Origin of the sequence: Streptomyces sp. NPDC029044, assembly GCF_040637495.1 — a bacterium.
GTDB lineage: Bacteria > Actinomycetota > Actinomycetes > Streptomycetales > Streptomycetaceae > Streptomyces.
The window spans coordinates 15,978-39,470 of sequence record NZ_JBEZWN010000059.1; the positions used below are offsets into that span (position 1 = coordinate 15,978).

17 protein-coding genes and 1 pseudogene are annotated in these 23,493 nt (G+C 65.1%); 7 read left to right on the top strand and 11 right to left on the bottom strand.

Annotated elements, in window-relative coordinates; genetic code table 11:
• The first annotated feature begins 628 nt into the window (after positions 1–628).
• Complete coding sequence (locus AB0E85_RS31965; protein ID WP_361934583.1) at positions 629–1,708, top strand: hypothetical protein; 1,080 nt, start codon at positions 629–631, stop codon at positions 1,706–1,708.
• Positions 1,709–1,729: 21 nt separating this feature from the next.
• On the opposite strand, the gene AB0E85_RS31970 is transcribed toward AB0E85_RS31965, so the two are convergent.
• Complete coding sequence (locus AB0E85_RS31970) at positions 1,730–1,888, bottom strand: hypothetical protein (protein ID WP_361934585.1); 159 nt, start codon at positions 1,886–1,888, stop codon at positions 1,730–1,732.
• A 271-nt stretch (positions 1,889–2,159) separates the two neighbouring features.
• Between AB0E85_RS31970 and AB0E85_RS31975 the strand changes: the two genes are divergently transcribed.
• Entirely contained in the window at positions 2,160–6,641 is a 4,482-nt protein-coding gene (locus AB0E85_RS31975; RefSeq protein WP_361934588.1) for an NACHT domain-containing protein, read from the top strand.
• 97 nt (positions 6,642–6,738) lie between these two features.
• Here AB0E85_RS31975 and AB0E85_RS31980 read toward each other — a convergent pair whose 3' ends face one another.
• Together AB0E85_RS31980 and AB0E85_RS31985 are read right to left on the bottom strand one after the other, a co-directional pair.
• Positions 6,739–7,911: a tyrosine-type recombinase/integrase gene (locus AB0E85_RS31980; RefSeq protein WP_361934590.1), complete on the bottom strand. Its 1,173-nt coding sequence runs from the start codon at positions 7,909–7,911 to the stop codon at positions 6,739–6,741.
• 12 nt (positions 7,912–7,923) lie between these two features.
• Positions 7,924–8,940 carry a hypothetical protein gene (locus AB0E85_RS31985; RefSeq protein ID WP_361934593.1) on the bottom strand — a complete coding sequence of 339 codons (1,017 nt, stop codon included), beginning with the start codon at positions 8,938–8,940 and terminating at the stop codon, positions 7,924–7,926.
• A 440-nt stretch (positions 8,941–9,380) separates the two neighbouring features.
• Between AB0E85_RS31985 and AB0E85_RS31990 the strand changes: the two are divergent.
• A pseudogene (locus tag AB0E85_RS31990) lies at positions 9,381–9,532 on the top strand (IS256 family transposase); the annotation flags it as partial.
• A gap of 62 nt (positions 9,533–9,594) precedes the next feature.
• On the opposite strand, the gene AB0E85_RS31995 reads toward AB0E85_RS31990, so the two are convergent.
• The 5 genes from AB0E85_RS31995 to AB0E85_RS32015 form a co-directional block, all read right to left on the bottom strand.
• Positions 9,595–10,425, bottom strand: coding sequence for a hypothetical protein (locus tag AB0E85_RS31995; protein ID WP_361934595.1), 831 nt, complete (start codon positions 10,423–10,425; stop codon positions 9,595–9,597).
• A complete protein-coding gene (locus AB0E85_RS32000) occupies positions 10,422–14,492 on the bottom strand; it encodes an AAA domain-containing protein (protein ID WP_361934598.1) in 4,071 nt (1,356 codons plus the stop codon). The genes AB0E85_RS31995 and AB0E85_RS32000 overlap by 4 nt, the downstream gene beginning before the upstream one ends.
• A 544-nt stretch (positions 14,493–15,036) precedes the next feature.
• On the bottom strand, positions 15,037–16,320 hold the full coding sequence (locus tag AB0E85_RS32005; RefSeq protein ID WP_361934601.1) for a site-specific integrase: 1,284 nt from the start codon (positions 16,318–16,320) through the stop codon (positions 15,037–15,039).
• Between the two features lie 35 nt (positions 16,321–16,355).
• Entirely contained in the window at positions 16,356–16,538 is a 183-nt protein-coding gene (locus AB0E85_RS32010) for a helix-turn-helix domain-containing protein (protein WP_361934604.1), read from the bottom strand.
• Between the two features lie 1,006 nt (positions 16,539–17,544).
• The gene (locus AB0E85_RS32015) at positions 17,545–18,057 is read right to left on the bottom strand and encodes a 2'-5' RNA ligase family protein (protein ID WP_361934607.1); all 513 of its coding nucleotides are present in this window, start codon (positions 18,055–18,057) and stop codon (positions 17,545–17,547) included.
• Between the two features lie 263 nt (positions 18,058–18,320).
• Between AB0E85_RS32015 and cutA the strand changes: the two genes are divergently transcribed.
• Entirely contained in the window at positions 18,321–18,647 is a 327-nt protein-coding gene (gene cutA / locus AB0E85_RS32020) for a divalent-cation tolerance protein CutA (RefSeq protein ID WP_361934609.1), read from the top strand.
• Between the two features lie 63 nt (positions 18,648–18,710).
• On the opposite strand, the gene AB0E85_RS32025 is transcribed toward cutA, so the two are convergent.
• The gene (locus tag AB0E85_RS32025) at positions 18,711–19,952 is read right to left on the bottom strand and encodes a helix-turn-helix transcriptional regulator (protein WP_361934612.1); all 1,242 of its coding nucleotides are present in this window, start codon (positions 19,950–19,952) and stop codon (positions 18,711–18,713) included.
• Between the two features lie 131 nt (positions 19,953–20,083).
• On the opposite strand from AB0E85_RS32025, the gene AB0E85_RS32030 reads away from it, so the two are divergent.
• Complete coding sequence (locus tag AB0E85_RS32030) at positions 20,084–20,593, top strand: ATP-binding protein (protein WP_361934614.1); 510 nt, start codon at positions 20,084–20,086, stop codon at positions 20,591–20,593.
• Between the two features lie 62 nt (positions 20,594–20,655).
• Here AB0E85_RS32030 and AB0E85_RS32035 read toward each other — a convergent pair whose 3' ends face one another.
• Positions 20,656–21,156 carry an SAM-dependent methyltransferase gene (locus tag AB0E85_RS32035; protein WP_361934617.1) on the bottom strand — a complete coding sequence of 167 codons (501 nt, stop codon included), beginning with the start codon at positions 21,154–21,156 and terminating at the stop codon, positions 20,656–20,658.
• Positions 21,157–21,228: 72 nt separating this feature from the next.
• Positions 21,229–22,617, bottom strand: coding sequence for a Tat pathway signal protein (locus AB0E85_RS32040; RefSeq protein ID WP_361934620.1), 1,389 nt, complete (start codon positions 22,615–22,617; stop codon positions 21,229–21,231).
• Between the two features lie 189 nt (positions 22,618–22,806).
• Between AB0E85_RS32040 and AB0E85_RS32045 the strand changes: the two genes are divergently transcribed.
• Together AB0E85_RS32045 and AB0E85_RS32050 are read left to right on the top strand one after the other, a co-directional pair.
• Complete coding sequence (locus tag AB0E85_RS32045; protein WP_361934622.1) at positions 22,807–23,304, top strand: DUF6415 family natural product biosynthesis protein; 498 nt, start codon at positions 22,807–22,809, stop codon at positions 23,302–23,304.
• Positions 23,301–23,444 (top strand): hypothetical protein, encoded by a 144-nt coding sequence (locus AB0E85_RS32050; RefSeq protein WP_361934625.1) that lies wholly within the window; start codon positions 23,301–23,303, stop codon positions 23,442–23,444. The genes AB0E85_RS32045 and AB0E85_RS32050 overlap by 4 nt, the downstream gene beginning before the upstream one ends.
• Positions 23,445–23,493: the final 49 nt, after the last annotated feature.

Consider the following 23,493-nt stretch of genomic DNA (forward strand, 5'->3'; position numbering starts at 1 on the left):
CGTAGGGGCGTCGGCGACGCAGACATGGTGGTCACACGCACCTCCGTACGCAGAACTATGGTGCCCCACCACATACGCCTCTGACCTGCACGTTCCTACGGTATGGCGACACACAAACGTCCCCGCCGAACAGCAGGAAGTGGTGCCGATGTCCACCCCCGCGACCGCTCCCCCACCCCCCGCCAGCCTCAAACGCATCGTCGCCGCCAGCCTCATCGGCACCACCATCGAGTGGTACGACAACTCATTCGATCGGGGCTAGGACGTGCGGCTTTTCCTTTTCGACGGCCTGTGAGCCAGCACGGAACCAGCACCGGAACTGGAGCGTGCTGGTTCGGGCGGTAGACGCGGGATCTATCAACCCGCAGCAGTCAGGACACCGCCCAGCTGGAGTCACAATCCGTAGTCAGTCCCCGATCACTGCACGCGGCCCCCGCGCGCCAAGCAGTCCACATCGACGTGTGCGTCACCGTCGCGGACGCCGCGCCTCGTACCGCCCCGTCGGCGAGGCGCGCTGCGCCGCCCAGCAATGCTCAGGTGCCCTTCAGGCTGATCCGCGATGCCGGGCTACTAGACCCCCGCGTGTTCCGCCGAGTAAGTACCCCGCCTGGATCCGTAGCGTTCCCTCATGCCACGAACCGCACCAAGCCGCGCCGATCAGCATCTGATGAACGCGGCAGCCGCCGCCGGTCACCCGGTCAGCGCCACCCGGCTCGAACGCTGGCGACAGCATGGCCTCCTCCCCCGCCCCCGGGTCGACTACATGGGCCGGGCCGGCACCAGGACGGAGTACCCGCCCGGTACCGAGGAACTGGTGCTCTCACTGGCCCGACATGCCGGCCCACGCCGCGGTGTGGACGACCTCGCCCTGATGGCATTCTTCGATGGCGCTCCCGTACCTGAGTCCGCGCTCAAACTCGCGCTGGCCCGTGTCTACTTCACCAGCCGGTTCTCCCAGGAAGACGAGGTCGCGAAAGTCGCGGCATCCGTGCCTCAGGAGTGGCGAGGCGAGCTAACGCCGCAATACGAAGAAGCTGAGGCCGAAGCCCGCCTCGATCTCGAACGAGGAGGAAGGGCCATCCGGCAGATGCGCATCAACCTGCGTCGCGTTCCCGAACTCTCCCGCGCACCCCGGGCGGAAGTCGACGAGCGCCTTCTTGGAGTACTCACCGGCCTCAACCTGCCGGAATTACCCGAAGACGACCTCGCCTTCATGGCCGACCTGGAAGCGGCGCTGGCCCTGGACTCGGATGTAGAGAGCAACGACCCCTTCCCGGTCTGGGAAATGGCCGCCATCAACCACGCATCCCAGATGGCGCGCCGGGAAGAGACGTCGCCCGAGGAGCGACTGGATCGCCTCGTCCACGCAAGCATGGACGAACTCGACGCCTTGCGTCAGGTCCGAACCGCGCTCGACCAAACCTGGACGCGGGCAACCGGCGGCCGGGAGGATCAGGCCCACCTCGACCGGCCCCGGACCGCTCGCGGGGCAGGATCCACCCTGGTGGAGTGGATGAGCGCGAAGCTCGCACACCCACCGGGATCGTCACTCTCCGACCGGTACTTCATCGAGAGTCTCGCCGACCTGCGGCTGCGCTGCTTCATCGCCACTGCCCATCGTATGTCGGACGGTACAGCCACGGGAGAGGGGAGGGCAGAGTTCATTGCCCACACGACTGGGGCAACCGGCAAGCGCCGGCGGCAATGACTGGCGTCGTGCCGACTGCCTTCACTCCATGTCGGGATGGGACATCAGCCGGTACGACTGGCCTGTAGCGCCCGGCCAGTACCAGGTGTAGCTCACCGGCAACGCGCACGACGTCATCGTCGCCGCCACCGTGATGTTGCTACAGGCCGCCGAGCGGGACTGGGAGGAGCGGCAGGACATGGCGTGTACGGGGCGCTCGCGGTGACCGATGGCTTGGACACCCGTCTCACCGGGGCCCGTCGGATCATCCGGAACCTACGCCAGCAGTCAGACCGACGCCCACGACACCGCGCACAACTGCCGCCTCTTGGCGTCCAGGCAAGCCCACTGGCCGCTATGCAAAGCGATGGCCCCTCAGCAAGACAACGCCCTGCGGCCTGTACGGGAGGACGACTGTCACTGGTCGGGCCTAGCCTTCTGGGGAGTAGGTCATGGCCCGAGGGAGCGGCGTGTGCAGCTGGACCGTTATTGCACTGTGGAGGGCGACTTTCCGCGCCTTGACGAAGACGGCTTCCTGATCGATCGCTGGAGAGGCCCCCTCTCCGAAGGGCTATCGCCTGGGCTCATCCCTCTCCTCGATGCGTGCACCGAGTCTGCAGTGCTTCTAGGCGAAGCCGGAGCGGGCAAGACCTATGCTCTCCAGACGGTCGTGGACGCCCACTCTGCCCGGTCAGCGACCGGCCCCATCGTGGCCCATCGCTGGGTAGACCTCGGCGAGGTGAGGACCTGGGAGGATCTGATCCGGAAGGCGTCTCCCGCCCTGAGCCATCTTCTCCAGCGCACGCCGGTTGCAGGCGTGGGGCCAGTTCCCGGCCCGCGGCCTTCCGGGCGAGTGCTGCTGGTACTGGACGGTGTGGACGAGTGCAAGGCCAGGCCCAAGGAGATCACCGGCTGGCTGACCGACCTTTCCGAGTACTTCGACTGCACACAGCTCCAGGTACTCATCGGTTGCCGAAGCATGGCATACACCGATGCGATGCGTCGGGCCGTGAAGAAAGCCTTCGGAATCAGTCACGCGCACGTGCTTGCCCCGCTGAGACGCCTTGACCTCGACCAGGCAGCGTTGTCACATGGTCTGGATCCGGAACGCTTTCGCACGGCAGTAGCCGAATCGGGGGCGGGCACTCTGGCCCGGACGCCTCTGACCTTGTCCTTGCTCCTCAACCTGTATCTGGCGGAGCGGCGCCTTCCAGCCCGCCGGGTTGAGCTCTACGGCCGTGCCCTTCCGCTCATGGTAATGGGGCAAGGTGACAACCGGAATCAGGTTGAGCTGGCGGGCAGTCACGAGCAGCGGTTCATGGTGGCCGCCCGGCTGGCCTGCTACAGCCTGCTGACCGGAGCATCGGCTGTCGACACCACCCGTCGGCCGTTCACGGACGATCACCACATTGCCATCGATGACTTGATCGGCGCCGTGGAAAGCGCGCCCCAAGGAGCATTTACATTGGACCCATTGCTGGTGGAGAGTGTGCTCAGCAGCCCACTGTTCGTCAGTAACGGCCCCGGTGTCGTAGGCGTCGCACATGCTTCCATCGCTGCATACCTGGCTGCCCGTTACCTGGCGGATCATCACCTGCCTGACGCTCAGCTGCGCGGACTGTTCATCCAGCGCGGCGAGATCGGCTCTCCCGGTATCCGCAGTGATTTGCGGGAAACGGCTGCCTGGCTGATCGCGCTCCGACCGGGCCTCGCACCGTGGCTCATCGAGGCAGACACCGAAGCTATCGCCTCCTACAGCGCATACATTGACGACTCTAACTGCCACCACTTGATCGTCGAACGGCTGCTGCGCCTGGCTCGTGACGGCAACCTCCACGCAGAACCATGGTGGAACCGCCACCGGTATCGACTCGACCACCCGAGACTGACGCACCAGCTTCGAACGGCTCTCAAGTCTCAGTTCGCCGATCAGCAACACGCTGCCGAATCTTCCTCCCGATATTCCGACGAGGAGGCCGAGCTCGCCCTGATTCTGGCTGCTCAGAATGAGCAGTCGGCCCTTCTGCCTGAGGTGATTCGGCTAGCCCTCGATACGCGACGGACCGCAGACATCCGGCGACTGGCGGTGAACGTAGCTGCTTCCCTCGACCCGCTGGCCACCGGCCCGCAAATGAAGCCCGTCCTGCGTGAACTCATGGATCACCCAGAGCGGGATCCCAACGACGGGCTGCGCGGTGCGGTCCTGCAAGCCTGCTGGCCCAATTGCCTTACGGTCAGCGAAATGCTCACCGCCCTCACTTCGCCTCGAAGGAAGAACTACAGTGGCGAGTACGCCCGGTTCTGCTCCGCGCTGCCCGATCAACTGGCCGAAGACGATGTGATCCCGGTGCTGGAGTGGGCTGGCGAGACTCTGATCGGTAGCTCGTCGGGATCGGTAACACGGGCTTGGGCGGGATGGGCACGCGCGGACGAAATGACGCAAGGACTCCTCGACCGGTGCCTCGACGGTCCGGCGGCAGTCGAGCGCATTCCCGCAGTTGCGCGTTGGCTGCATCGGGCCTTGAAGTTGTATCCATCGCTGTCGGTTCCTGCGCCTCTGTGCGTTCCTCTCAACTCCCCTACCGCGGACCAGGCTCGGGCTCTCCGACGCCTTCTGGCGGCAGAACTTATCAGTTTGGCGCAGGATGATGAGGACGGATACCTGCTGGTACAGGGGTGGAGCCGACGCTCCGCGTACCAGTTGCACCGACAACGCACCCAGCCTGGACCACTGCTGGATGACGAACGCGACCATCTGCTTGACGGAGAAGACCTCAGTTGGCTCCTGGACCTGGAAGCCGGCCTGAGTCTGGAGGCGGCACCGCGGGCATGGTCAGTCATCAGGTGGATCTGGTCATCGCAGGACTCGGAAGCTCAGGAGGCGGCTTGGGCCCGAGAAGGGACCCGGGTGTGGAAGGAAGTCTTCGCCTGGCATCTTGAGGCGGTGCCCTTGGACAGCCCGCGTGCTGAGGCTGAGCGTGAGAGCTACCTGACGCGCGCTGCGAGAAAGCCGGCCCCTCGTACCTGGGACGGCTATGAAGAGTACGTCCAAAGCACAGCCGACTTGCTGAAGGACGCTGAGGCAGGGATGACCGACAGCTTCTGGCGTCTGTGCACTCAGCTGCGATTCCACCCCGACACGGGTCGGGCCGGCACGGACATCGGCCACGACATTCTTGCCCTACCCGGCGTCCGCGTCCTTCCCGCAGGTGCCGACGACCGGTTGAGGACCGCTGCCGTGCACTATCTCACCACCGTTGAGCCTTCCCCTGAATGGATCGGCACGGACACCATCTACTGGCCGGCATGGGCCGGTTACCTTGCACTCGACTTGCATTCGCGACACCCAAGCGGTCCCACATCCATCTCTCCTCAGACGTGGCGGCGATGGGCACCCCTTGTTCTCGCCTTCCCTGCCGGTCTCGGTGGGACGGACGGGACAGAGCGCCAAGCTGACCTGCTCAGGCACGCCCGAACTCATGCGCACCAGGAACTGAGCGACACCTACCTGCACCTGATCCGCACTTGTCTTCGGGACGGCAGCCCATGCATCGAGGCAGCGCTGGCCCAGCACATGTGGACGCAGCACCTGGAGGACCAACTATCCAATTCCTTGGCCGGAATTATTCGGTTGGCGTTCCAGGCAGAGGGGCACTGCGACAACGACAGGCAGCGAAACGTCGAGTACTCGGTCACCACTGTCCTTCGCATGCTTCTGGCGCACTCCGAGCCAGCTGCACGGACCAGATCACTCAAAGCTGTCAGCGAGGCACTATTCGAGGGTCCACCCACCCCCGTTTCCAGACTTCACGCCGCACTCATGGCCGTGCTTCTCAACGAAGCACCGGAGATATACTGGCCCTGCGTAGCAGCGAGAATACGTGCCGACGACAGCGGGCTGAATCTCATCATCGCCCATCTCTTCGATCGTGCGGGGTCGGCATGGCTCATCGGACTGCCCACTTCATACCTGGCGGAACTTGCCGGTCTGCTGGTCGCTCAGCATCCTTTCCCTACACTCCCCATCGAGCCAACATCTGGCTGGATCACATCCGAAGAGCGAGCTCGGCAGCACCGGGACACCACCCTGGAACGCCTGGCAGCCAGAGGGACCGCAGAAGCAGTTCAGCTCTTGGTGCGCCTGTCGGCTACACAACCGCACAGCAAGGCACTTGCTGCGCTGGTACGGGAATCCGAGCGGACGCATCGGGAGAAGTCCTGGAAGCGCCCCACACCGCAAGAGCTGGCCGCCCTCATTCGAGACCCCCGCACACGCCTCATCCAGGACGGAGATGACCTCACAGACCTCGTCATCGAAACCTTCGCGGCCCTGCAGAATGACCTCACACAGGGAACTCACCCAGCCGCGATCTTGTGGAACGAGGTGCCGGGCGAAGCCCAGGGCAGCAAGGGCGCTCGGCAGCGCCTGCGCTTCCCCAAGGACGAAAATCTCATCTCGGACTACTTGGCCGACCTCCTTCGCCGCAAGCTCACCGACCAGGGAATCCTCATCAATCGCGAGGTGCAGATAAACCGCAATATCGGGGGAACCGGCGACCGAATCGATCTCCTTCTCCAGATCCCCGCATCATCACAGCCTCAGCCTGGACGCTCCGAACGCCCAAATCCCCCAATTGCTTCGGTGATCATCGAAGTCAAAGGGAACTGGCACCCCCAACTAAGCACCGCCATGGAACACCAGCTCGCTAACGACTATGTTGCCAGCGTGGAGACGGGACATGGCCTGTATCTCACGCTCTACTTCCCCGCGTCGCAGTGGACAGCCCCGGACAAATACAGGAGGCGCCCGGCTTCTATCAGAAAACAGACAGTCGCAGAGCTGCGTCGGACTTTGCATGACCAGGCTATGCGACTCAGCGCTATCTACAATATAAGACTGCGGTCCTTCGTCTTGGACCTCACGATCCGGGAAACGGCCGAGCGCAACAACTAGAACGTTTCCGGGCGTGTTCCCGCTTTAGCGCCGCGTCCTAGGTTGTAAAGGCTCTGACCTCAGGATTTCTCCTAGGTTCTCCTTCGATCTCCCCAGATCACTCCTGCGCTCGGGCCTCCGGGTCGTGCATCGGGACCCTTTTGAAGTGGTCCTTGGACACGTCCTTGGCTGGGCGCACGTACCTCTCCCGAGGGATGCGCGAGCCCTTCTTCCAGCGACCGGCCTCCTCGAGTTCTTCATCCGTCGCCCCGTTCGTACCTAGGTCCGTTGCTCCGCCGGCTCGAAGGCTGTGTGAGGACACGGGACGTCCGTCAGTCTTGAGCCCAGCCGCTGAGAACCACAGCTTCACCCGCTCGTTGACGGTCTGCGGACGCAGGTTGTCACCGCGTTTGGTGGCCCCGCGCTTCAGCCGAGTCTCCGACGACGCGACCTTGCCGCTGCGCAGGACCTCACGGAAGACGGGCCCATTGATGATGCCTTGCTCTGCCAGGTAGCCAACCCAGCGACGCATCCGGAACACGAGCCGCAAGTCCTCACGGTCGTGGAGGTAGATGGTCTGTTCCTCGCCCTTATGGCTCTTGTCCTCGGCGAGCCATACAACGAGCATGTCGTCGAGGATCGTCAGGTCCTCGAGGTCCAGGTCGACGTCTTCGATGCTGCGTCCGAGGAACCGGTACCCAAAGGCGAGCATCGCCGAGTCGCGCCAGCCGATCGGCCGGTCGTCCGCCTCCGCCTTCTCCATCATCGGGACCAGGTACGGCAGCGTGATCGGGAACGCTTCCTTCCTGCGCAGCGCCCGTTTGTTCTTCTTCCGGTACTGCGCCAGGACCAGCAGGAACAGGCTGTTGTCCGGCTTCTTCCCTGCCGGCATTGACGTCCGGACCAGCGACATGTAGTGCCGGATCGTCGTGGCCTTGAGGCCTTTCGCCATCAGGTGACGGCCGTACTCGGTGTACGTCGCCGTCGTGCACGGCATCGCCACCCGGCCCTGCTCCGAACACCACGCCTCGAACAGCCGCATCGCCGTACGCCGCTGGAGTGAACCCTCCTCCTCGGCCTCTTTGATCGCCTGGGCGGTCTCCTCGCTGACGTACAAGTCCCGTTCCGTGTACGTCGTGCGCGGATCCTCGCTGGTCGGGATCTCCTCGCCGGGCATCAGCACCGTGTGCGCGTCGACGAGCGGGCGGGCAGCCGGCACAGTGCGCCCCAGCTCCGCGTCCTCGACGAGTTCGGCGTCGACGGTCTCCTCCTCCGCGGCGTCAACACTCACGGCATCCTCGGGTCAGCGCTGGCCATCGGCCTTCTCCTCGCATATCGCGGCACAGTTGAAGCAGATGGCAAGGTTTGTCGTTTTCTGGGCGGCAGTGCTGGCGCCCATCACCAAAGTGTCCGCGCCTCCGCAGTTCGGGCAGCTCGTAACGGCTCCGTTGTCCTCACCGAGGACGCTCCACACATACTGAAGTCCCCCCAATTCAAGGCCGTAACTACCCAGGCAGAAGCGACAGGAGATAGGTTTCCAGCTCGCGTCATCGTTGACGACCAAGGCCCACTTGTGACACTCAGGGCACAGCACCGTGCGATGTTGGACTGAGGCTAGCTCGCCAGATATATCTTGCATGCGCTTTTGGACGAACTTCTGGATTCGGCCCAGCTTCACGCGCAGCTCATCCATAGTCTCGTCGACCTGATTCCGTTCGTTATGCGCATTCGCGAGCTCAACGCGTCGCGCGAGCGCCACCGTTTCCGGAATGTCGGAATTCAGGGGATCATGTGCTTCTAGTCGCCTCTTGAAGTCGGCGACTAGCATCGGCCTCAGATGCTCGGAGATGAAGTTCAGCAGAAAGCCGAGAACTTCTGCCGCCCTGGCCTCCACCCGGAAAGCATTAGCGGTATGGCCGTAGTGAGTGAGTGCATTTCGGTCGTCTGTCAAAACCTTGATCGCGCTGCGATCATCGAGGGATATTTTCACCTGCGCGATGCTGTCGAGCCTGTCCATGGTCGCGTCGATGGTACAACTCTCGAACTTTCCCTTTTCGAAGTCCTCGAGGGTTGCGCCACCAGGGTTCTTAAACACCAGGCTCCAGTGTTCACCGATCAGTCGCGCTTTGAGTAGGACCTCCGTCGCAGCGTGAAGGTGGAGCACGGCGTACTTCAGATCACGCTCGCTAGGGGGCGAGGCGCCCATGGTCAAGTCATCGACGGCCCTCGCGAGGTAGTCCATGCCATTGCGGATTGGGGTGAAGTTCAGGTCGGGTCGAGGGTTGGGTCGAACGGTCCGCTTGCCTTCGGTCTCAGTCAAGAACCTCACCGCCGGGGGTGTCGGCAGGGATTGGGTCGACGTGGGCGAGGAGGATGCCGCCCGTCTCCCCCTCGACCTTGACGACCGGGGCGCCGTGTCCGAGGGTCCAGGCTACGGACCGTGTGACGGTGTCCAGCCTCTGGCACGGGTCCGCTCCCCCAAGACGCAGGAAGCGTGCCAGCGGCGGCGCGCTCCTGGTACGCGACCCCGCGAGCGGGCCCTCCGGCCGCACGCTGGGGTAAGCCATCACACGCGTGCCGATCGGGTAGGGGGCGTTCCACTGCTCTGCGTCCACGGGGTTCCTTCGGTCGGGGAACTGACGACTCGGCAAGGTTACCGACAGCAATCACAGTTGTTGTCGGCTACTCACCAGTAACGCCATGGGCCCCTTTTCGAAGAGCGGAGAGCAGCGCCTGAACCCGTACGAAGCAGCACCGATTCCAAACGAGCAGGCTGCCCTGAAGTGCGAATTCATGGCAATCGTGTCGCTCGATCCTATTGGGAAGGGCCAGGCCCACTGAACCACGCGCTGGAAGACCGCGCTGCCGTCGACATCACTTCCGACTGCCGCCTGTCGGCGGCCCGTCAGTAGTCCCAACTCACGGAGCGACAACTTCCGTTCGACAGTCGCCATGTGTTGAAACGATCTCTCCTTTAGCGGCTGGTCTCGAGGTCGTTGAGAACGGCGAGTACAGGTCCCCAGCACATGCCGACGGTGTCTCGGTCGGGGACGACGCCGCGTTCTCGTTGTTTGCGCAGGTGGACGAAGTTCCGGTACTCGCGGACGATCGCCATGAAGTCGTGGGCGTCCATCTGGATCCAGCCGCGGGTTCGGGCCGTGTCCAGGAGGAGGGCGAAGCTGGCGCGCTCGGGTGCGACGCGCTTTCCGTTGTCCTGAGGGAAGCCCTGCTGCAGGGTGGGGTCGCGGTGGGTGAGGACGTCGAGAAGGAGGGCTTCGGTGAAACTGCCGATTCCGATGAGGGCCATGCCGTAAGCGCCGTGCTGTTCGCAGATCCGCGTCTCGGTGACGCGTGCCATGAGCTGTTGGAGGAAGTCTTCACTGCTGACGAGGGGGCGGATCCGGTCTTCGAGGTCGTCGGGGACGGTGAAGACAGTGGTGTGGCCGTCGGTGCCGAGTTCGCCCAGGACGGGCCGGTGGGATACGTAGGTGATGGCGAGGTTCTCGGCGGCGAGATGTGTGTTGAGTTCTTGGCGTACGGGGTCGGCGGAGGCGATGCCGTCGTCGTATTCGAGTGGGTCGCAGATGCGACACAGCAGCCTGGTGACGGCGGCGGGGTCGTCGGTGCCGGTGAGGATGTCGGTGAGCCATGGGATGCGGGGTGAGCCGTCGTACTCGGCGGGAGATGGCCAGGCGGCGCGTTGCAGGAGCTGGGCGAGTTGGTAACCGCGGCGTTCGAAGGGTCCGTCGATGTCGACGATGAGACGGGCGATGCGTTCGAGGGTGAGGGGGTCGAGGGGCTTCATCGCGTCTGTTCCTTGTCTGCAGTGTTTTGGGCTTGTTCGAAGGCGCGGGTGAGGCGTTCGACGATGACTCGGCCGCGCTTTTTGAAGCCCAGTTCAGTCAGGGCCTGGCTGATACGGGTGTCACGGTCGAGTTGGAATCCGTCGCTGAGCAGCCAGGTGGCGAGGTTGAGCAGGTCGGTGTCGGTGTAGTCGCCGATGCGTTGCCCGTCGGGGAGGACGGGACGCGAGCCACGGGTGTCTGCTGCCGGAGGGGGTGCGGCGTGAGGTGCGACGGGCTGGGGTTCGCGGGCGGGTGGGACGTGGTCGGCCTGTCGTGCGGCGTCGTGCCATGAGGTGAGCAGGCGATCGAGTTCGGTGTGGGGGTTGGAGAACCAGTCGGAGGCCCAGATGCGGTGGAAGCGCCATCCGAGCCTTTCCAGGTGCTCCTGGCGCAGACGGTCGCGGTCGCGGGCGCTGGGGGCGCGGTGGTAGCGGTCGCCGTCGGTTTCGACGGCGAGGATCATCTGGCCGGGGCGGTCGGGGTGGCCGAGGGCGAAGTCGATGCGGTAGCCGGAGACGCCCCACTGGGGTGTGACGGGGACGTGGGCTGCTTCGAGGGCGGCGAGGACCTGCTGTTCGAAGCCGTTGAGGTTCCAGTCGGTGCGTGCGGTCCCTGTGCGGTGGAGGTCGCCTCCGTGGGAGCAGTATTCGAGGTAACCGCGCAGCATTTCGGGGCCGCGGTTGCGGGTGGCTTTGAGTTTGCTGGGGTCGAAGTCGTGGTGGGTGAAGGAGCTGACGACGGTCATCGACTGGCGGGCGCGGGTGATGGCTACGTTCAGGCGGCGCTCTCCCCCGTCGTTGTTGAGCGGGCCGAAGGTCATGGACAGTCGGCCGGCTGCAGTTTTGCCGTAGCCGATGCTGAGGATGATGGCGTCGCGTTCGTCTCCCTGGACTTGTTCGAGGCTCTTGATGAAGAAGCGGCGGCGCGGGCCGGCGTCGGGACTGAAGTAGGCCTGCAGGTCGGGGTGATCTTGGAGGGCCTGGCGCAGGGCGAGGTCGATGCGGTCGGCGTGGCGCTGTCCCATGGTGATGATGCCGAGGCTGAGGTGGGGAGCGTTGGTGGCGTGGGCGAGGGCGAGGTCGACGACGCGGTGTACTTCTTCGTCGGAGGAGCCGTGGTGGCCCGGACGGGTGTGGGCGTCGACGGTCTCCAGGCGCAGGGGGCTGGCCTGGGTGGTGCCCGGGAAGGTGACGAGAGCGTTGTTGTAGATGGTGTGGTTGGCGAAGGCGATGAGGCGTTCGTCGCGGCTGCGGTAGTGCCATTTGAGGGTGTGGACGTGGGGCAGGTGGCTGCAGAGCATGTCCAGCAGTGATTCGAAGACGTCCGGTGTTGCTTCTTCGTCGTCATCGTCGTGGGCATGCTCGTCTGTTCCGCTGAGCAGTCGGTGGAAGAAGGTAGTGGGCGGCAGTTGGTGCGGGTCGCCGGCGACGATGACCTGCCGGGCTCGCATGATGGAGGTGATCGCGTCGTGCGGCAGGACCTGGCTGGCTTCGTCGAATATGACGACATCGAACAGGCGCGTGGCCGGCAGGACGCGGCTGACGACGAGGGGGGACATGGCCCAGCAGGGTTTGGCGGCCATGAGGACGTCGGGGGCTTTGTCGACGAGCCTGCGGAGCGGCAGGTGCCGGGACTTGCGGTGGGCCTGGGTGCGCACGAGGGTGCTTTGGTCGGGGTGGGCGTCGCGGGTCTTCCTGAGGCGGGTTGCGACTTCGTAGCGGACGCGTGCGGGGTTGGTGTCGCGGTGGGTGCGGTCGAGGCGTTGGAACTGCTCGATCGTGTGGTCGTGTTCGGTCCGAGTGAAGGAGCGCAGGTAGGGGGAGCTCATGCGCGCTTCATCGAGGACGGATGACCACCACAGGTGGTGAAGGGTGCCGACGGCTGTGTCGGGGGCGGCGTCCGCTTGTGCCAGCTCGTCCAGAAGGCCGCCGAGTCCGGCAGCTTCGAGGCGGTCGGTGAGCTGGTTGAGCTCGGGCATCCGCAGCAGGGTGTCGCGGTCCTGGTCGAGTCGCTGAATGGTTTTGTCCACCTCGTCGGTTGCGGTGGTCTCCCAGTCGCCCCAGCGTACGCATAGGGCTATCGCGGCCAGTTGGTTGCGCAGCTCGGTGAACGTGGCTGCGACACCGGTCAGTCCGGGAACGGTCCAGGGGCTTGTGTCGCGGGTCGTGGCGTGTGTCTGCCAGCGGGTGTACTGGTCGGCAGCCTGGAGAAGGGCGGCGTGCAGGGCGGAGCGGTCGCGCTGGCCGTCTTTGGACAGGCCCCGTGCTGTTTTGATCAGCTTTCGGCGTTGCCACCAGCCGATGTTCCGCTGGTGCTCCTTGCGCCAGCTTCGGTCGGCGGTGGCGGCGATGAGGTCGTCAAGGCCGGGGGCGAAGACGGCCGCCTCGAAGCGGGCCAGCGTCTCGGTGACGTCGTGCAGCAGCGTGAGCAGCGCGTGCCAGCCTTCGATGTCGTCGGCTCGGCGCAGTCCGGCGGTGTCCACCAGCGTCTCCAGGGCGCGACGGGTGTCGGTCAGGGCCCGGCCGGTCAGCTGGTCGAGGCTGGTCACCACGGCGTGCAGTTCGTCGTCGGTGCGGGCGGGCAGGTGGGACCAGGGTGACTCTCCGCGACGGACGGCGAGGCCCTTCTTGGCGACGAAGGCCCGCAGGTCCTGTTCGGCCTGGTGGAAGTAATCGCCGTGAAGGCGGTGCAAGTGGTGGCCGCGCAGGCGCAGGCGGGTGTGGTGATCGGGTGGGCTGCCCATCAGGCGGGTGATCAGCGAGTGTGCGCTGATCTGCCAGGGCTCAAGCGGCTGGTGGAACTCCTGTATGTGCTGCAGTGCCTGCTGGCGGTGATGGGCCAGGTTCGTGTGCAGCTCGGCGGGACGGGGCGGGGCTTCTTGGCCGGCGCGTTCCAGCGCGTCGTGCAGTTGCTGGGCGATCTGGCGGCGGCTGAGTTTGTTGCCGTGGAGGTCGAATACGAGCCCGCCCAGATTTACGCGGGCGAGGCTGTCGGTGACCGCCTCGATCGCAGCTCGTTTCTCAGCGACAAACAGCGTTCGTTTGCCCTGTGCCGAGAAGGCGGCGATCAGGTTGGCGATGGTCTGGCTCTTGCCCGTGCCGGGCGGGCCCTCGATCACTAGATGGCAGCCTGCAAGGGCCGCGTTGATGGCCTTTTGCTGGGAGGCGTCCGCGTCCAGGACCAGGTACTCCGATCGGGGCGGGATGTCGTCGGCACCGGCTGGCCGACTGGGACCTGAGTCTTCGACCAGAGTGCGGCTCGCTTCCCTGTCGCCAGCGAGAGCCGCGATCACCGGGTGGCTTGCGAGCAGGTCGGTGGCGCTGGTGAGGTCCTTGACCATGGGGAGCCGGTCGAAGCTGAAGACGCCCGCTACGACGCGCTCTTCCAGCTCCACCGTCAGGTTGCTGCGCGCGCAGGCGGCCTGAAGAATCCCGTAGGTAAGGCGCATGTAGTCGGCCGGATCCGCGCACTCCTCGAGGGCAGTGGTGATTTTGTCGGCCAGTTCCTCCGTGTCGCCGTCCAGGCCGTACTGGCGGTTGAGGGCATACAGCAGGACTGGGTTGGTCTCCGTCTCGCCCGCCGCCTCGAGAACAAAGTCGTTCTCGGTGGCGGTGCGCGGCTCGATGCTCAAAGGCTGCAGGAGTAGTGGGGCACGCAGGGCAGGGACAGGCGTCCTGCCGCGGGTGGGCGGGGGCTCGACTCGCAGCAATCCCAACGCCAGGCGGCCGGCCTCGATGCCCTGTTCCTCATCGAGCTCCACCATCTTGCGGCGCAGGCTGCGTGCCCGGGTACAGGCCACCATGTGGTCGGCGGTATCAGGGAAGAGGGCAGCCAGCCGGGTTCTGCGGCCTGCCAACAGCGAGGTCACAGACTGCGGTGCAGCACCAGTGACATCCAATGACGCCGTCTTGGCGTCCTTGAAGTGTAGGAGGGTGTTGTAGGGCCCGAAGTCGACAAGCGCGTCTGCCCACTGCCGCGCTCGGGTGGCCACCGTCTGCCGGCGTATGTGCCCCGCGATCGCTTCCACGTGTCGCCCCTTGAGTTGAACCGGTAAGACGATCCGGCCCACGCCGCACCGGAGCCCGCCCCCTGTTGAAGCGAACAGACCAACGTAAGAGACAAAGCCACCTTGAGGTAGGCGGAGTTAAAGCGTTCGTGGGGCGCAAAGGGAGCACGCACGGCGCACTACAGGCGCCCGGAGGAGATGACTCCGATGTTCGTCTCCGAGAAGTCAGGGATGCGGAGGAGGGGACCATGCGGGCTGATCCCGCCGCCAAGGCATGGGTGTGGCCGTGGGTCGAGTACTTCGCCCTGCGATGCGGGGGCACGCGCCGCACACTCAGATGCGCTCCCCACGCTGTGCTTCAACTCCCGGAGGAAACCCAGGGCATTGTGCTCATTACCAACGGCAGTGACAGGCCGTGTTCGACGAGAGCGGAAGGTGTCTGCAGACGCCTTTCGCTCTTGCAGACACCTTCGCGCGTCGCTGTTCGAGGCCGCCCGCGCGTGTTCACGGCAGGTCCTCAAGCCACCAAGCGGTAGCCGGTCAGAGCATCAGAGACTGGACCGGGCTATGCCGCCTCGACAACCGCTTCGAACTCGAGAGGCAGACTCAGTTCCGTCTCCAAGCTGAAGACCGCGTCCATGACCGAACGCAGGCGGTCCGGGGCATCGGGCATGACGTGAGCGTACGTCTGAAGAGTGATCTTCGGGTCCCTATGTCCGAGCCACTCAGCCATGTCCGTGACAGGCACGCCTCTGGCGAGCCCAGCCGACGCAAAGAAGTGGCGCAGCCAGTGCGTCGTAATCTTCCTTGTGATACCTGCAGCTTGCCTGGCGTTCCGCCACAACCGGTCCACCAGCGAGTACATGAGGATGTTGGTCCGCCCGACGTTGGCGAAAAGGTAGTCGCCCTCCATGCGGTTCAGTCCCTTCTCCACACGGAAGGTGCCGTACAACTGCAGGTGCTCCTTCACCTTCGCCTCGATCGTTCGTGGAAGCGGCACGGCACGCCCTTCGTCGTGGTCGCGCCACTTGAGATGGCGGATGGTGTGGGCTCGCCCGCGGCCCTTGGTGATGGCCTTCTGCCGCTTGGACTTCGGCTCCTCGTTCGCTCCGTCCTGCGTGATCTGACGATCGACGTGGAGAATGCCAGCTTCAAAGTCGAACTGCTGCAAGGTCACCGCCGTGGCCTCGCCAACGCGCAGGCCGCATCCCGCCATGAGCCAGACCAACAGCTGATACGGTCCCGGCAGGTGAGTCGCTATCGCCGCGATCTCGGCAAGGGTCGGAAGCCGGATGGTCTTCTTCGCTCTGCGCTTGACGCGCTGGCGGCCGACCCTCAGGTGATGGCATGGGTTCTTGGTGATGTAGTCGTTGGCGACGGCGTAGCTGAAGACTCCGCTGAGAGTCTCGTAGCGGTTGACTGCCGTTGACTCTTCGTAGCCGCATTCCTCGACCATCCACCGGAGCCAGTCCTTCAAGTCTCTGGGCTGCACGGCCCCGATGGGCTTGCTCGTGAAGTACGGCTCGACATGCAGCCGCAGGCTGGTCTCATACTGATACCGGGTTCCGCCAACACGGTCGCCGGACTTGATGAACTCCCGATACACCGCCACCAAGGGAGTCAAGAACCCCGTTGGTGCAATGTAGGTTCCGAGGTCCTTCTCACGTTCGACCTTGGCCGCGAACTTGTCAGCCGGACCGTACTTGTCGAACGACTTCTCCCGCTGGCTTCCTGTCCTGCCGCCAGGCTCCCGGTATCGCACAGTCCACGGGTGGCCGCACCTACGAGTGAAGCACGGATAGTGCTTACTCTTCTCGTCTTCCTTGCACTTCTGGAAGACCCGAGCCAATTTTTCTCCCTTGCCAGGCGGAACTACGTGCAGGCTTAGCCGTATTTATTTTCCAGGTACGCGATGACATCTCGCTCCCGAAACCGCAGCAACCTTCCAACCTTCTGCGGCCTGATCCCCCAGGCCCTGTACTTGTTCTTGATCGTCATCTCGCTTACCTGCAACCATTCGGCGACCTCCGCCGGGGTCAGCAGTCGATAGCTCCCTCCCTGAGGCAAGTCACACCCCCTTCTGCATGGCGAGCGACAGCAGTTGCATGGTCATCGGCGAGCCCCGGAAGGATCCGGGGGAGTCAACAGCCCGTCTACTGGCCACCAGGAGACGCGAGCCCGGAAATTGGGCAGGGGGTATCGAGAATCGGCGCATTAATGGGAGTTTTCTTCTCGGAGACGAGGAACAACAGGGCGGGATCGACAGCATCAGACCCACGCGCAGCGCGCGGTAGGTCGCCGCCTCAGAGAGGGCGGATGCTGTCGATGTCAGAAGGCACGGGCAAGTGCTGCTCCATACCTCCTCTCGTCTTCGCAGCGCCGCCCCTCCGTCCGCATGCGGATCCACCGCCAAGCACAGCCGAATGCGAACACCCTCAATGGTCGCGACGATCGCCGGTTTGGCTAACCGGTGATCGTCGGCTATGTTCCGCTCGTGCCCTGCCGGCTCCTCCTCGGCTGCTGGCCCTGAGGTTGCCCCGCAGTTAGAAGGGGCAGTGCGCGGTTCACCCGCAAGTGCGCCCAGGGCGCAGAAGGCAGGGGGCAACCAGCCAGACAGATCGGTGCACGTACATTGACAGAAACGACTCCTCATCGGGTCACCCGGTAGGCCGCTTGCCGACCTCGTTGCTGCCGGGGTGTTGTACGTTGACATAGCCCCGGAAGGGGTTCCAGTCCTGTGAGGATCTTTCTCGTCTGCCGTAGGCGAATTCTGATGCGAGGCGACTTCGACCCTGAACTCGACGGCAGTTCCGTACTCTCGGACACAGCAGACAGTGCTCATCCTAGAGGCAGACGGGTGACCAGGCGTTCTTCGCCGGTTGCACAACGACCAACCCGAGCCCGTGGAGCTCAACCGCGTAGGGTTCTCGACCTGGCCGGTCCGGGCAAGGCCGCTGTGGAGCTGTGGACGCCAACCACGGCAGCGGCACCCCCTCTCGGCACTATTCAAGTCGTCCAACCGGGCGAGCCGATCCGCTGCTACTTCGCAGCCTTTGAACCAGTCAGCGTCAGATCAGGTGGTCGCGTTGCGCCCGTCGTGGGGTAGATAGACGCTCTGAACAACGCGCCATCTGTACGAAGCACTCTCGCGTCGCATCTCAACGAGGTCGACATGGTCAATTAGCACCGCCGTGGGGGGCAGTGAGCGTAAGGACCTCACCGCGTCGTGCACGGGTCCGACCGGAAGCGGCCTTCCGCAATAACCGATGCCAATGTGCGGACGAAGTCGACTGCTGCTCTTCATGGGCGGGAGTCCACAGCTCGCCGACGCTGCGACCAGTAGCTGAGGGAGCCCGATGACGGGCGTCCACGGAGCGACGCTGTAGCGAAGTGCGCCACGCGATCCGGTGAGAGGTAGCGCTGAGAGCGTGAAGGCAGCCGGTGCGCTGGCTTGCACGGCTTCGGCGAGGCGGAAGAGCAGAGAATCGTTCACAGTATCGACGTCGGAGATCCGCCCGAGTTCAGGTGGAAGCTCTCGCTGTCGATCAGATCGAACGCTTGAAGGTGACGTACAGCCTGTTGGCACTGACGGGCCTGGGCGACGAATGCAGGCTCATCAGAGATGCCCCCCGGGGTCGTCAAGGTCCGGTGGAGGGACGGAAGGAAACGCGTCCGGGTGCGACGTGATCAGTGGGGGCATCCCGCGGCGTCCTTCCCAAGGCGCGAGGTGACGGAGGCATTGTGGCAGAGCAAACCAGTTGCCGCACGCGAGGGGTCGCAGACCATGCCTTGGGGTCGGCCACCCGCGGCTAGATAGGGTCGCGGTACCCGAGTTGGAGAGGTAATTGCATGGCCAACGAGATTGTGATCGCGCAGACGACCAGCGACAACGAGGATCAGGCGAAGGCGCTGGCCCGTGGCGCGGTCGAGAGCAAGCTGGCAGCGGGCGTTCACATCGATGAGCCGATCACCGCTTTCTACTGGTGGAAGAATAAGGTGGAAACGGCGCAGGAGTGGCGGATCTCGTACATGACTACTACGGACCGCCTCCCGGCACTGGAAGCATGGCTGCACGAGAAGCACCCGTACGACATCCCCCAGTGGATCACTCTGCCAGTGACCGGTGGGTCGGAGGCGTATTTGTCCTGGGTTGTTGAGGAGACGGCCCAGGGCTGAGAAGCGACGGGACTACGACGGCGTTCGCGTCCTGAGTTTGGCCCTGTATCGGTGCAAGGGGGTTCAGGAGGCGAACTGCCGCAGGTAGACGGCAAGGTCCTGTTCTCGGTCGGGGAGCCACGCTGCGATAGTCGATGCGCGCTCCTTGCCCATCGTGTTGGGTTTGGCCTGTGCCGCTGCGGCGAACTGGCGTGACACGTAGACCCCTTGGTCGACGTCACCTCCACGCAGAAGGGCCGAAGCGAGATCACCGAGGACCACGACGCCTCCGTCCGGGAGTTCGTCTCCGAGGCGGTCGACTGCGGTGTCTGCTGTAGCGGTGAGTTCGGGACGCCCCAACTGCCCGTACACAGAGAGGGCCAGCGAGTCCATGCGGTACGGGGTCACGAACCGGACCCACGCCTGCTCGTTGGTTTGATCCGCGAAGTCGTAGGCGAAGCGCGCTCGTTCCAACGCCCGGAGCGCCCCAATCTCGTCGCCGACCGCCGCAGCCTCCTCGGCGTGCCTGCCGAGGACCCAAGCGGCAGCAGTAGCGTTGCCGTGGCCTCGCACATCGCTGGCCGCCTGGGAAAGGGACTCCAACTTCGCCTTCGGCGTCGCGGCACCGTAGCTGCTGTAGGTCAGGGCCAAGGCTCGGAGCGGAGGGTGCCCGGCGGTCGTCGCGCACTGCAACGTCACCTTGTAGTAGGCGTCGGCTTTGTCGTGCTCACCCAGGTCCCAGGCAACCCAACCGGCCAGGGCGGCGGTCTCTCCGGCGGCGATAGTGAGAGCCCGCTCGTGCTCGCCGGCACGAGGCAGAGCCGCGCTGATCGCGTCAAGATGCAACTCGACCGTGCTTTGTAGCCGCCGGGCGCTGAGATTGAGTTCCTGGACGTGTAATGCAGCGGCCCGGTCGATGAGCGCGACGGCGGAGGACGAATCGATCTTGGACCCCTTGCTGAGGGCGAAGGCGAGGCGCCCCCAGGGCTCGGCAGCCGCGCTCACGCCGACAGCGGCGCCACCCAGCAGCGTGCGACGCTTCACGGCGTCCTGGTCCTCCTCTGCATTGGCATGCCCCTTTCTCTTCCGAGCTCGGGCAGCCTTGGCCTCCCGCTGTAGCTCCTCGAAGGGCACACCGCAGGCCGCCGCGATGTGGGCGATTGTGTGATTGGTAGGGACGTTCTCGAAGTTCTCATAGCGGCTGATCTCTCGGCGGGTCATGGTGTCCCGGCCGGAGACAGCGTTGATCGCGTCTGCCTGCTCCTCCTGCGTCCTGCCCGCCTCCTGCCGGAGCCGGAGGAGCAGGTCGGCGAACGGATCTGGCATGAGTGTGACCTCTGTTGGTGGGCGGAATCCAATCATGGCCTCAATTCCCCCTCCAACTTTCCCCCTTGACAGATATTTCCCCCTCTGGATTCCCCTGGCCCACGGCGTCGCCACGCGGTGCGATAGCCCCCATGAGCAGGCTCCAAGAGGAGACCCCGCCCGGCGGGGGCATCCGTACCTTTGCCGACGTGGCAGGCGTGTCATGCGCGAGGTCGGTTTACGAAGACCGGCACAGCACATCGGCGATGGCAGGCATACCGGCGGCATCCCATGGCTGTCAGGCGGCCTTTCTCCCTGATCTCATGAAAGTTGGCGAGATGCGGCAGACAGCCGGGGCGTTCCTTCGGCGGTGCCGTGTTTCGGAGCCGGTGGCGGGGGTCGTCGTACTGGCCGTCTCGGAGCTGGTCACCAACGCCGTGATTCACGGTGAGGGAGAAGTCGAGCTCCGGATCACGGTGGCCGTCGACGTGGTGCGCGTCTCGGTCACCGATCACAATCCGGCCTCAGCCGTGCTCAAGGAAGCCGGACCCGACGGTGAATCCGGTCGCGGGATCCGGCTTGTCGATGCGATCTCAGACGCGTGGGAGAGCAGCGGCAAGGAGACGTGGTGTGAGTTCCGGTACGCGAGGGCTGCGGGTTGAGCCAGACTTCCAAATGGTTCCCGGCCATGCGGTTGACGAGTCGGGCAGCTCAGCCACTTCCCCTACAGGGGATTCTCGGAGGGCCGTTCGCTTGCCTTCGCCCAATAGTTCGGTTCAAGCATCTCGCCAGGCCATGCGGGCTGACGGATCGGGCCCTGAGGCCCCATCTGTTCGAAGTACGGTGCCAGGTCGATCACGGGCGTCCCGTCGACGGCGTCGAGATCGGTGACCAGGAGGTCCCTGCCTTCGACCTTGAGCAACCGCGGGTAACTGACCGCCAGTTGGTTGGGGCGCCGGTGGTTGCGGTGGACGAACGTACCGGTCGCCGGCCAGTTCTGGTTTCCCCTTGGGCTGCGTGCGTGGAGCTGGACGTCTTCGGTTCGGGCCAGATGGAAGCGCCAGGTCACGGTCAGGTGGGAGAACTCCTGGATTCCTTGAAGTGTTTCGAGGGGATACGCGTCGTCGAGCCGGATGATCGATTCGACCCCGCCTTGGTAGTCGTCCTGTACGCGGGTGTGGCCGCCGACGACCGTTGCGATCGACTTGACCTCGTAGGTCGGCATCAGCGCTCGTTCCTCTCCCTGGGCGTAGCGTGCGCGGCGGCCTCCGGTCGGCGCCGCGAAATCGTTCTGTGGTCAGCCTATGGCGCGCAACATGCCTCGCGCGCGACGGTCCAGTTCGGCGACGTGGCGACCACCGCGCTGCCGGACGGGCGAGATGTCGCTCTGCATCCGGACGATGACGTCGCGGGCTCGCCCGGACTGGATACCGGCCATGGCGTCGAGTGCTTCGTTCCAGGTTGCGCATGCCTCGTCGAGGCGTCCCTGCTGGACTTGGACGGCGCCGAGGTAGCCGAGCGTCACGCTGTGGGTACGGGCGAACTGCTGGCGTCGGCGCGTGGCCACGCTGCGCTTGAAGTGGATCTCCGCATCCCGAGGCTGGCCCATGTCGCGCAGAGCGCAGGCGGTCTCGTGGGCGAGGGAGGCTTCCTGGAAGAAGCCAACACGCGCTGGCGCCTCGTTGGTGTCGGCGCGGGCGAGGTCCCGCTCCGCGCGGCTGATGGCCGCGAGAGAGCCGGCCCGGTCGCCGTCGGCCGCGAGTGCGCGAGCGTGGACGATCGCCAGAAGTGCCTTTTCGCGATGGCTGGCTTGGCCGTAGCGATCGCGGGACATCGAGGCGTCGGCCAGGGCGAGCGCCCTGCGTGGATGCCCAAGGTCCACAGCCTGGTGGGCGAGGGCGCGCAGGACATGGCCGCCGAGCGGTCCGTCTCCCGCTTCCGCCGCGATCCGGGCGGCGATGGTGAGGTAGCGCTGGGCGGTGCGGTGTTCACTGGCGTCGAACGCCATCCAGCCGGCGAGGTAAGTCATCTCTGCCACGGCCGAGTACGTGTCGCGGCGCAGCTGATCTGTGCGGAATCGACCGCCGAGCAGCGGCACTGCTTCGTCGAGCAGGTGGCTGGCAAGGGCTTTGCGGCCGGAGGCGCCGCCTCGCTGCTGGTCGCGCGCGGAGTAGTAGACCGTGAGGTCGCGGACGTCGTCGATGTCTGCTTGGGTCACCGGGCGCGGGGATGCAGGTCGGCGCTTCGCCGCTGTTGCGGGGGCGGCTGCCCACCACGAGGCTGTGGGCAGGGCGAGGCCGGCCGCGGAGTAGGCGGCGGTGGACAGCAGCTTGCGTCGGTGCATGTCGAGATCGTCGCTTCCCAGCTCGGCCAGTGCGGTCAGAGGGTCGACGCTCCAGTCGGATCCGGTGTCGGTCGTGCCTGTTGGCTCTTCTTCCAGCCCGAGGTCGGCCAGGGTGAGGTGGCGGCCGAGTCTGCGGGACAGCGTCTCGCGCAGGATATGCGGCGCTCTGCCACTCGGCTTCGTGCCGAGCACCCACATGGAGATGTGCGAGCGGGAGATCGCCTCCAGCTCACGCACTCCGCTCTCCGCGGCCACTCGAGCAACGGCAGCGGCTGCTTGTGGCTGGGACCAGCCTGCTTCGCGCAGGAGTGCGGCGAGGGCGACGTTTCGTTCACGGGCCATGGACTGCCCCTTGGGTCCGAAATGATCTTTGGCGCCTTTGGCGGCCTTCCGGTCCGCACAGGCATACCCCTCAGACGGGATTCACGGTTCGCTCAACGTAGCTGCCAGATCACTCACTTCGCACGCCAGCCGTCGGTGCCAACCGGCGATTTCGGCTCACTTTGGCTTGATCCGAACAGGAGTTGTGTCATGCGCCTTTCGCTGGTTTCTCGCGGAGGAGACATCCAGAGCGTGGGCGGGAGCGGAGCGCGAGGGTCCGTCACCGTGAAGCGGGCGCCGCAGCGTGATCACGTGGTGGCCGCATCGGAGACGGTGACGCTCGTGCTGGGCGAGGATTCACCGCTACCCGAGAGCGCTGCTGATGTGGAGGACCTCGTTCGCCGTCTGCGCGGTCATGTTGCTCAGTTGGGAGCACGAACCGCTTCGGGCACCCCCGTCCTGCTGCGCGCGCAGCGGCTCTGCTCGGACAGCGTCCCTGAGGGATACATGCCCAGCCGGGTGTACTTGGTCGAGCTCGCCGAAGCGACGCAGGAACTCGTCACGCATGTGGAGCGCGGTGATCCCGGGTCGCTGCGCCCGGAGCGCAGGCGGCGTTCGTGGAAGCCCCGGATCAACATGCTGCGCGGGGCGGTTTTCGCAGTCGCCCTCGCCTGTTTGGTCTGGGCCGCTTCGGTGCCACGGACGTGACAGTAACCGGGGTCGTCGTCATCGGCCTGATTCTCGGGCCGACGGCCTGGCTGGTCCTCCGCGGCGAGCGCGCAGCCAGTCCTGTCGCGGCCAACGAGGACTCCCCGCCGACCCTGAACGACCCGACCTCACCCCGGTGACCACAGGTGCCCCTCCTTCTCAGTGTTCCCGGCCGCCGTAGCGGCCCCC

Coding starts and splice junctions, on each gene's coding strand:
- AB0E85_RS31965 (WP_361934583.1), top strand. CDS start 629: ATGCCACGAACCGCACCAAGCCGCGCCGATCAGCATCTGATGAACGCG.
- AB0E85_RS31970 (WP_361934585.1), bottom strand. CDS start 1,888: ATGTCCTGCCGCTCCTCCCAGTCCCGCTCGGCGGCCTGTAGCAACATC.
- AB0E85_RS31995 (WP_361934595.1), bottom strand. CDS start 10,425: ATGAAGCCCCTCGACCCCCTCACCCTCGAACGCATCGCCCGTCTCATC.
- cutA (WP_361934609.1), top strand. CDS start 18,321: ATGGCCAACGAGATTGTGATCGCGCAGACGACCAGCGACAACGAGGAT.
- AB0E85_RS32025 (WP_361934612.1), bottom strand. CDS start 19,952: ATGCCAGATCCGTTCGCCGACCTGCTCCTCCGGCTCCGGCAGGAGGCG.
- AB0E85_RS32030 (WP_361934614.1), top strand. CDS start 20,084: ATGAGCAGGCTCCAAGAGGAGACCCCGCCCGGCGGGGGCATCCGTACC.
- AB0E85_RS32035 (WP_361934617.1), bottom strand. CDS start 21,156: ATGCCGACCTACGAGGTCAAGTCGATCGCAACGGTCGTCGGCGGCCAC.
- AB0E85_RS32040 (WP_361934620.1), bottom strand. CDS start 22,617: ATGGCCCGTGAACGAAACGTCGCCCTCGCCGCACTCCTGCGCGAAGCA.
- AB0E85_RS32045 (WP_361934622.1), top strand. CDS start 22,807: ATGCGCCTTTCGCTGGTTTCTCGCGGAGGAGACATCCAGAGCGTGGGC.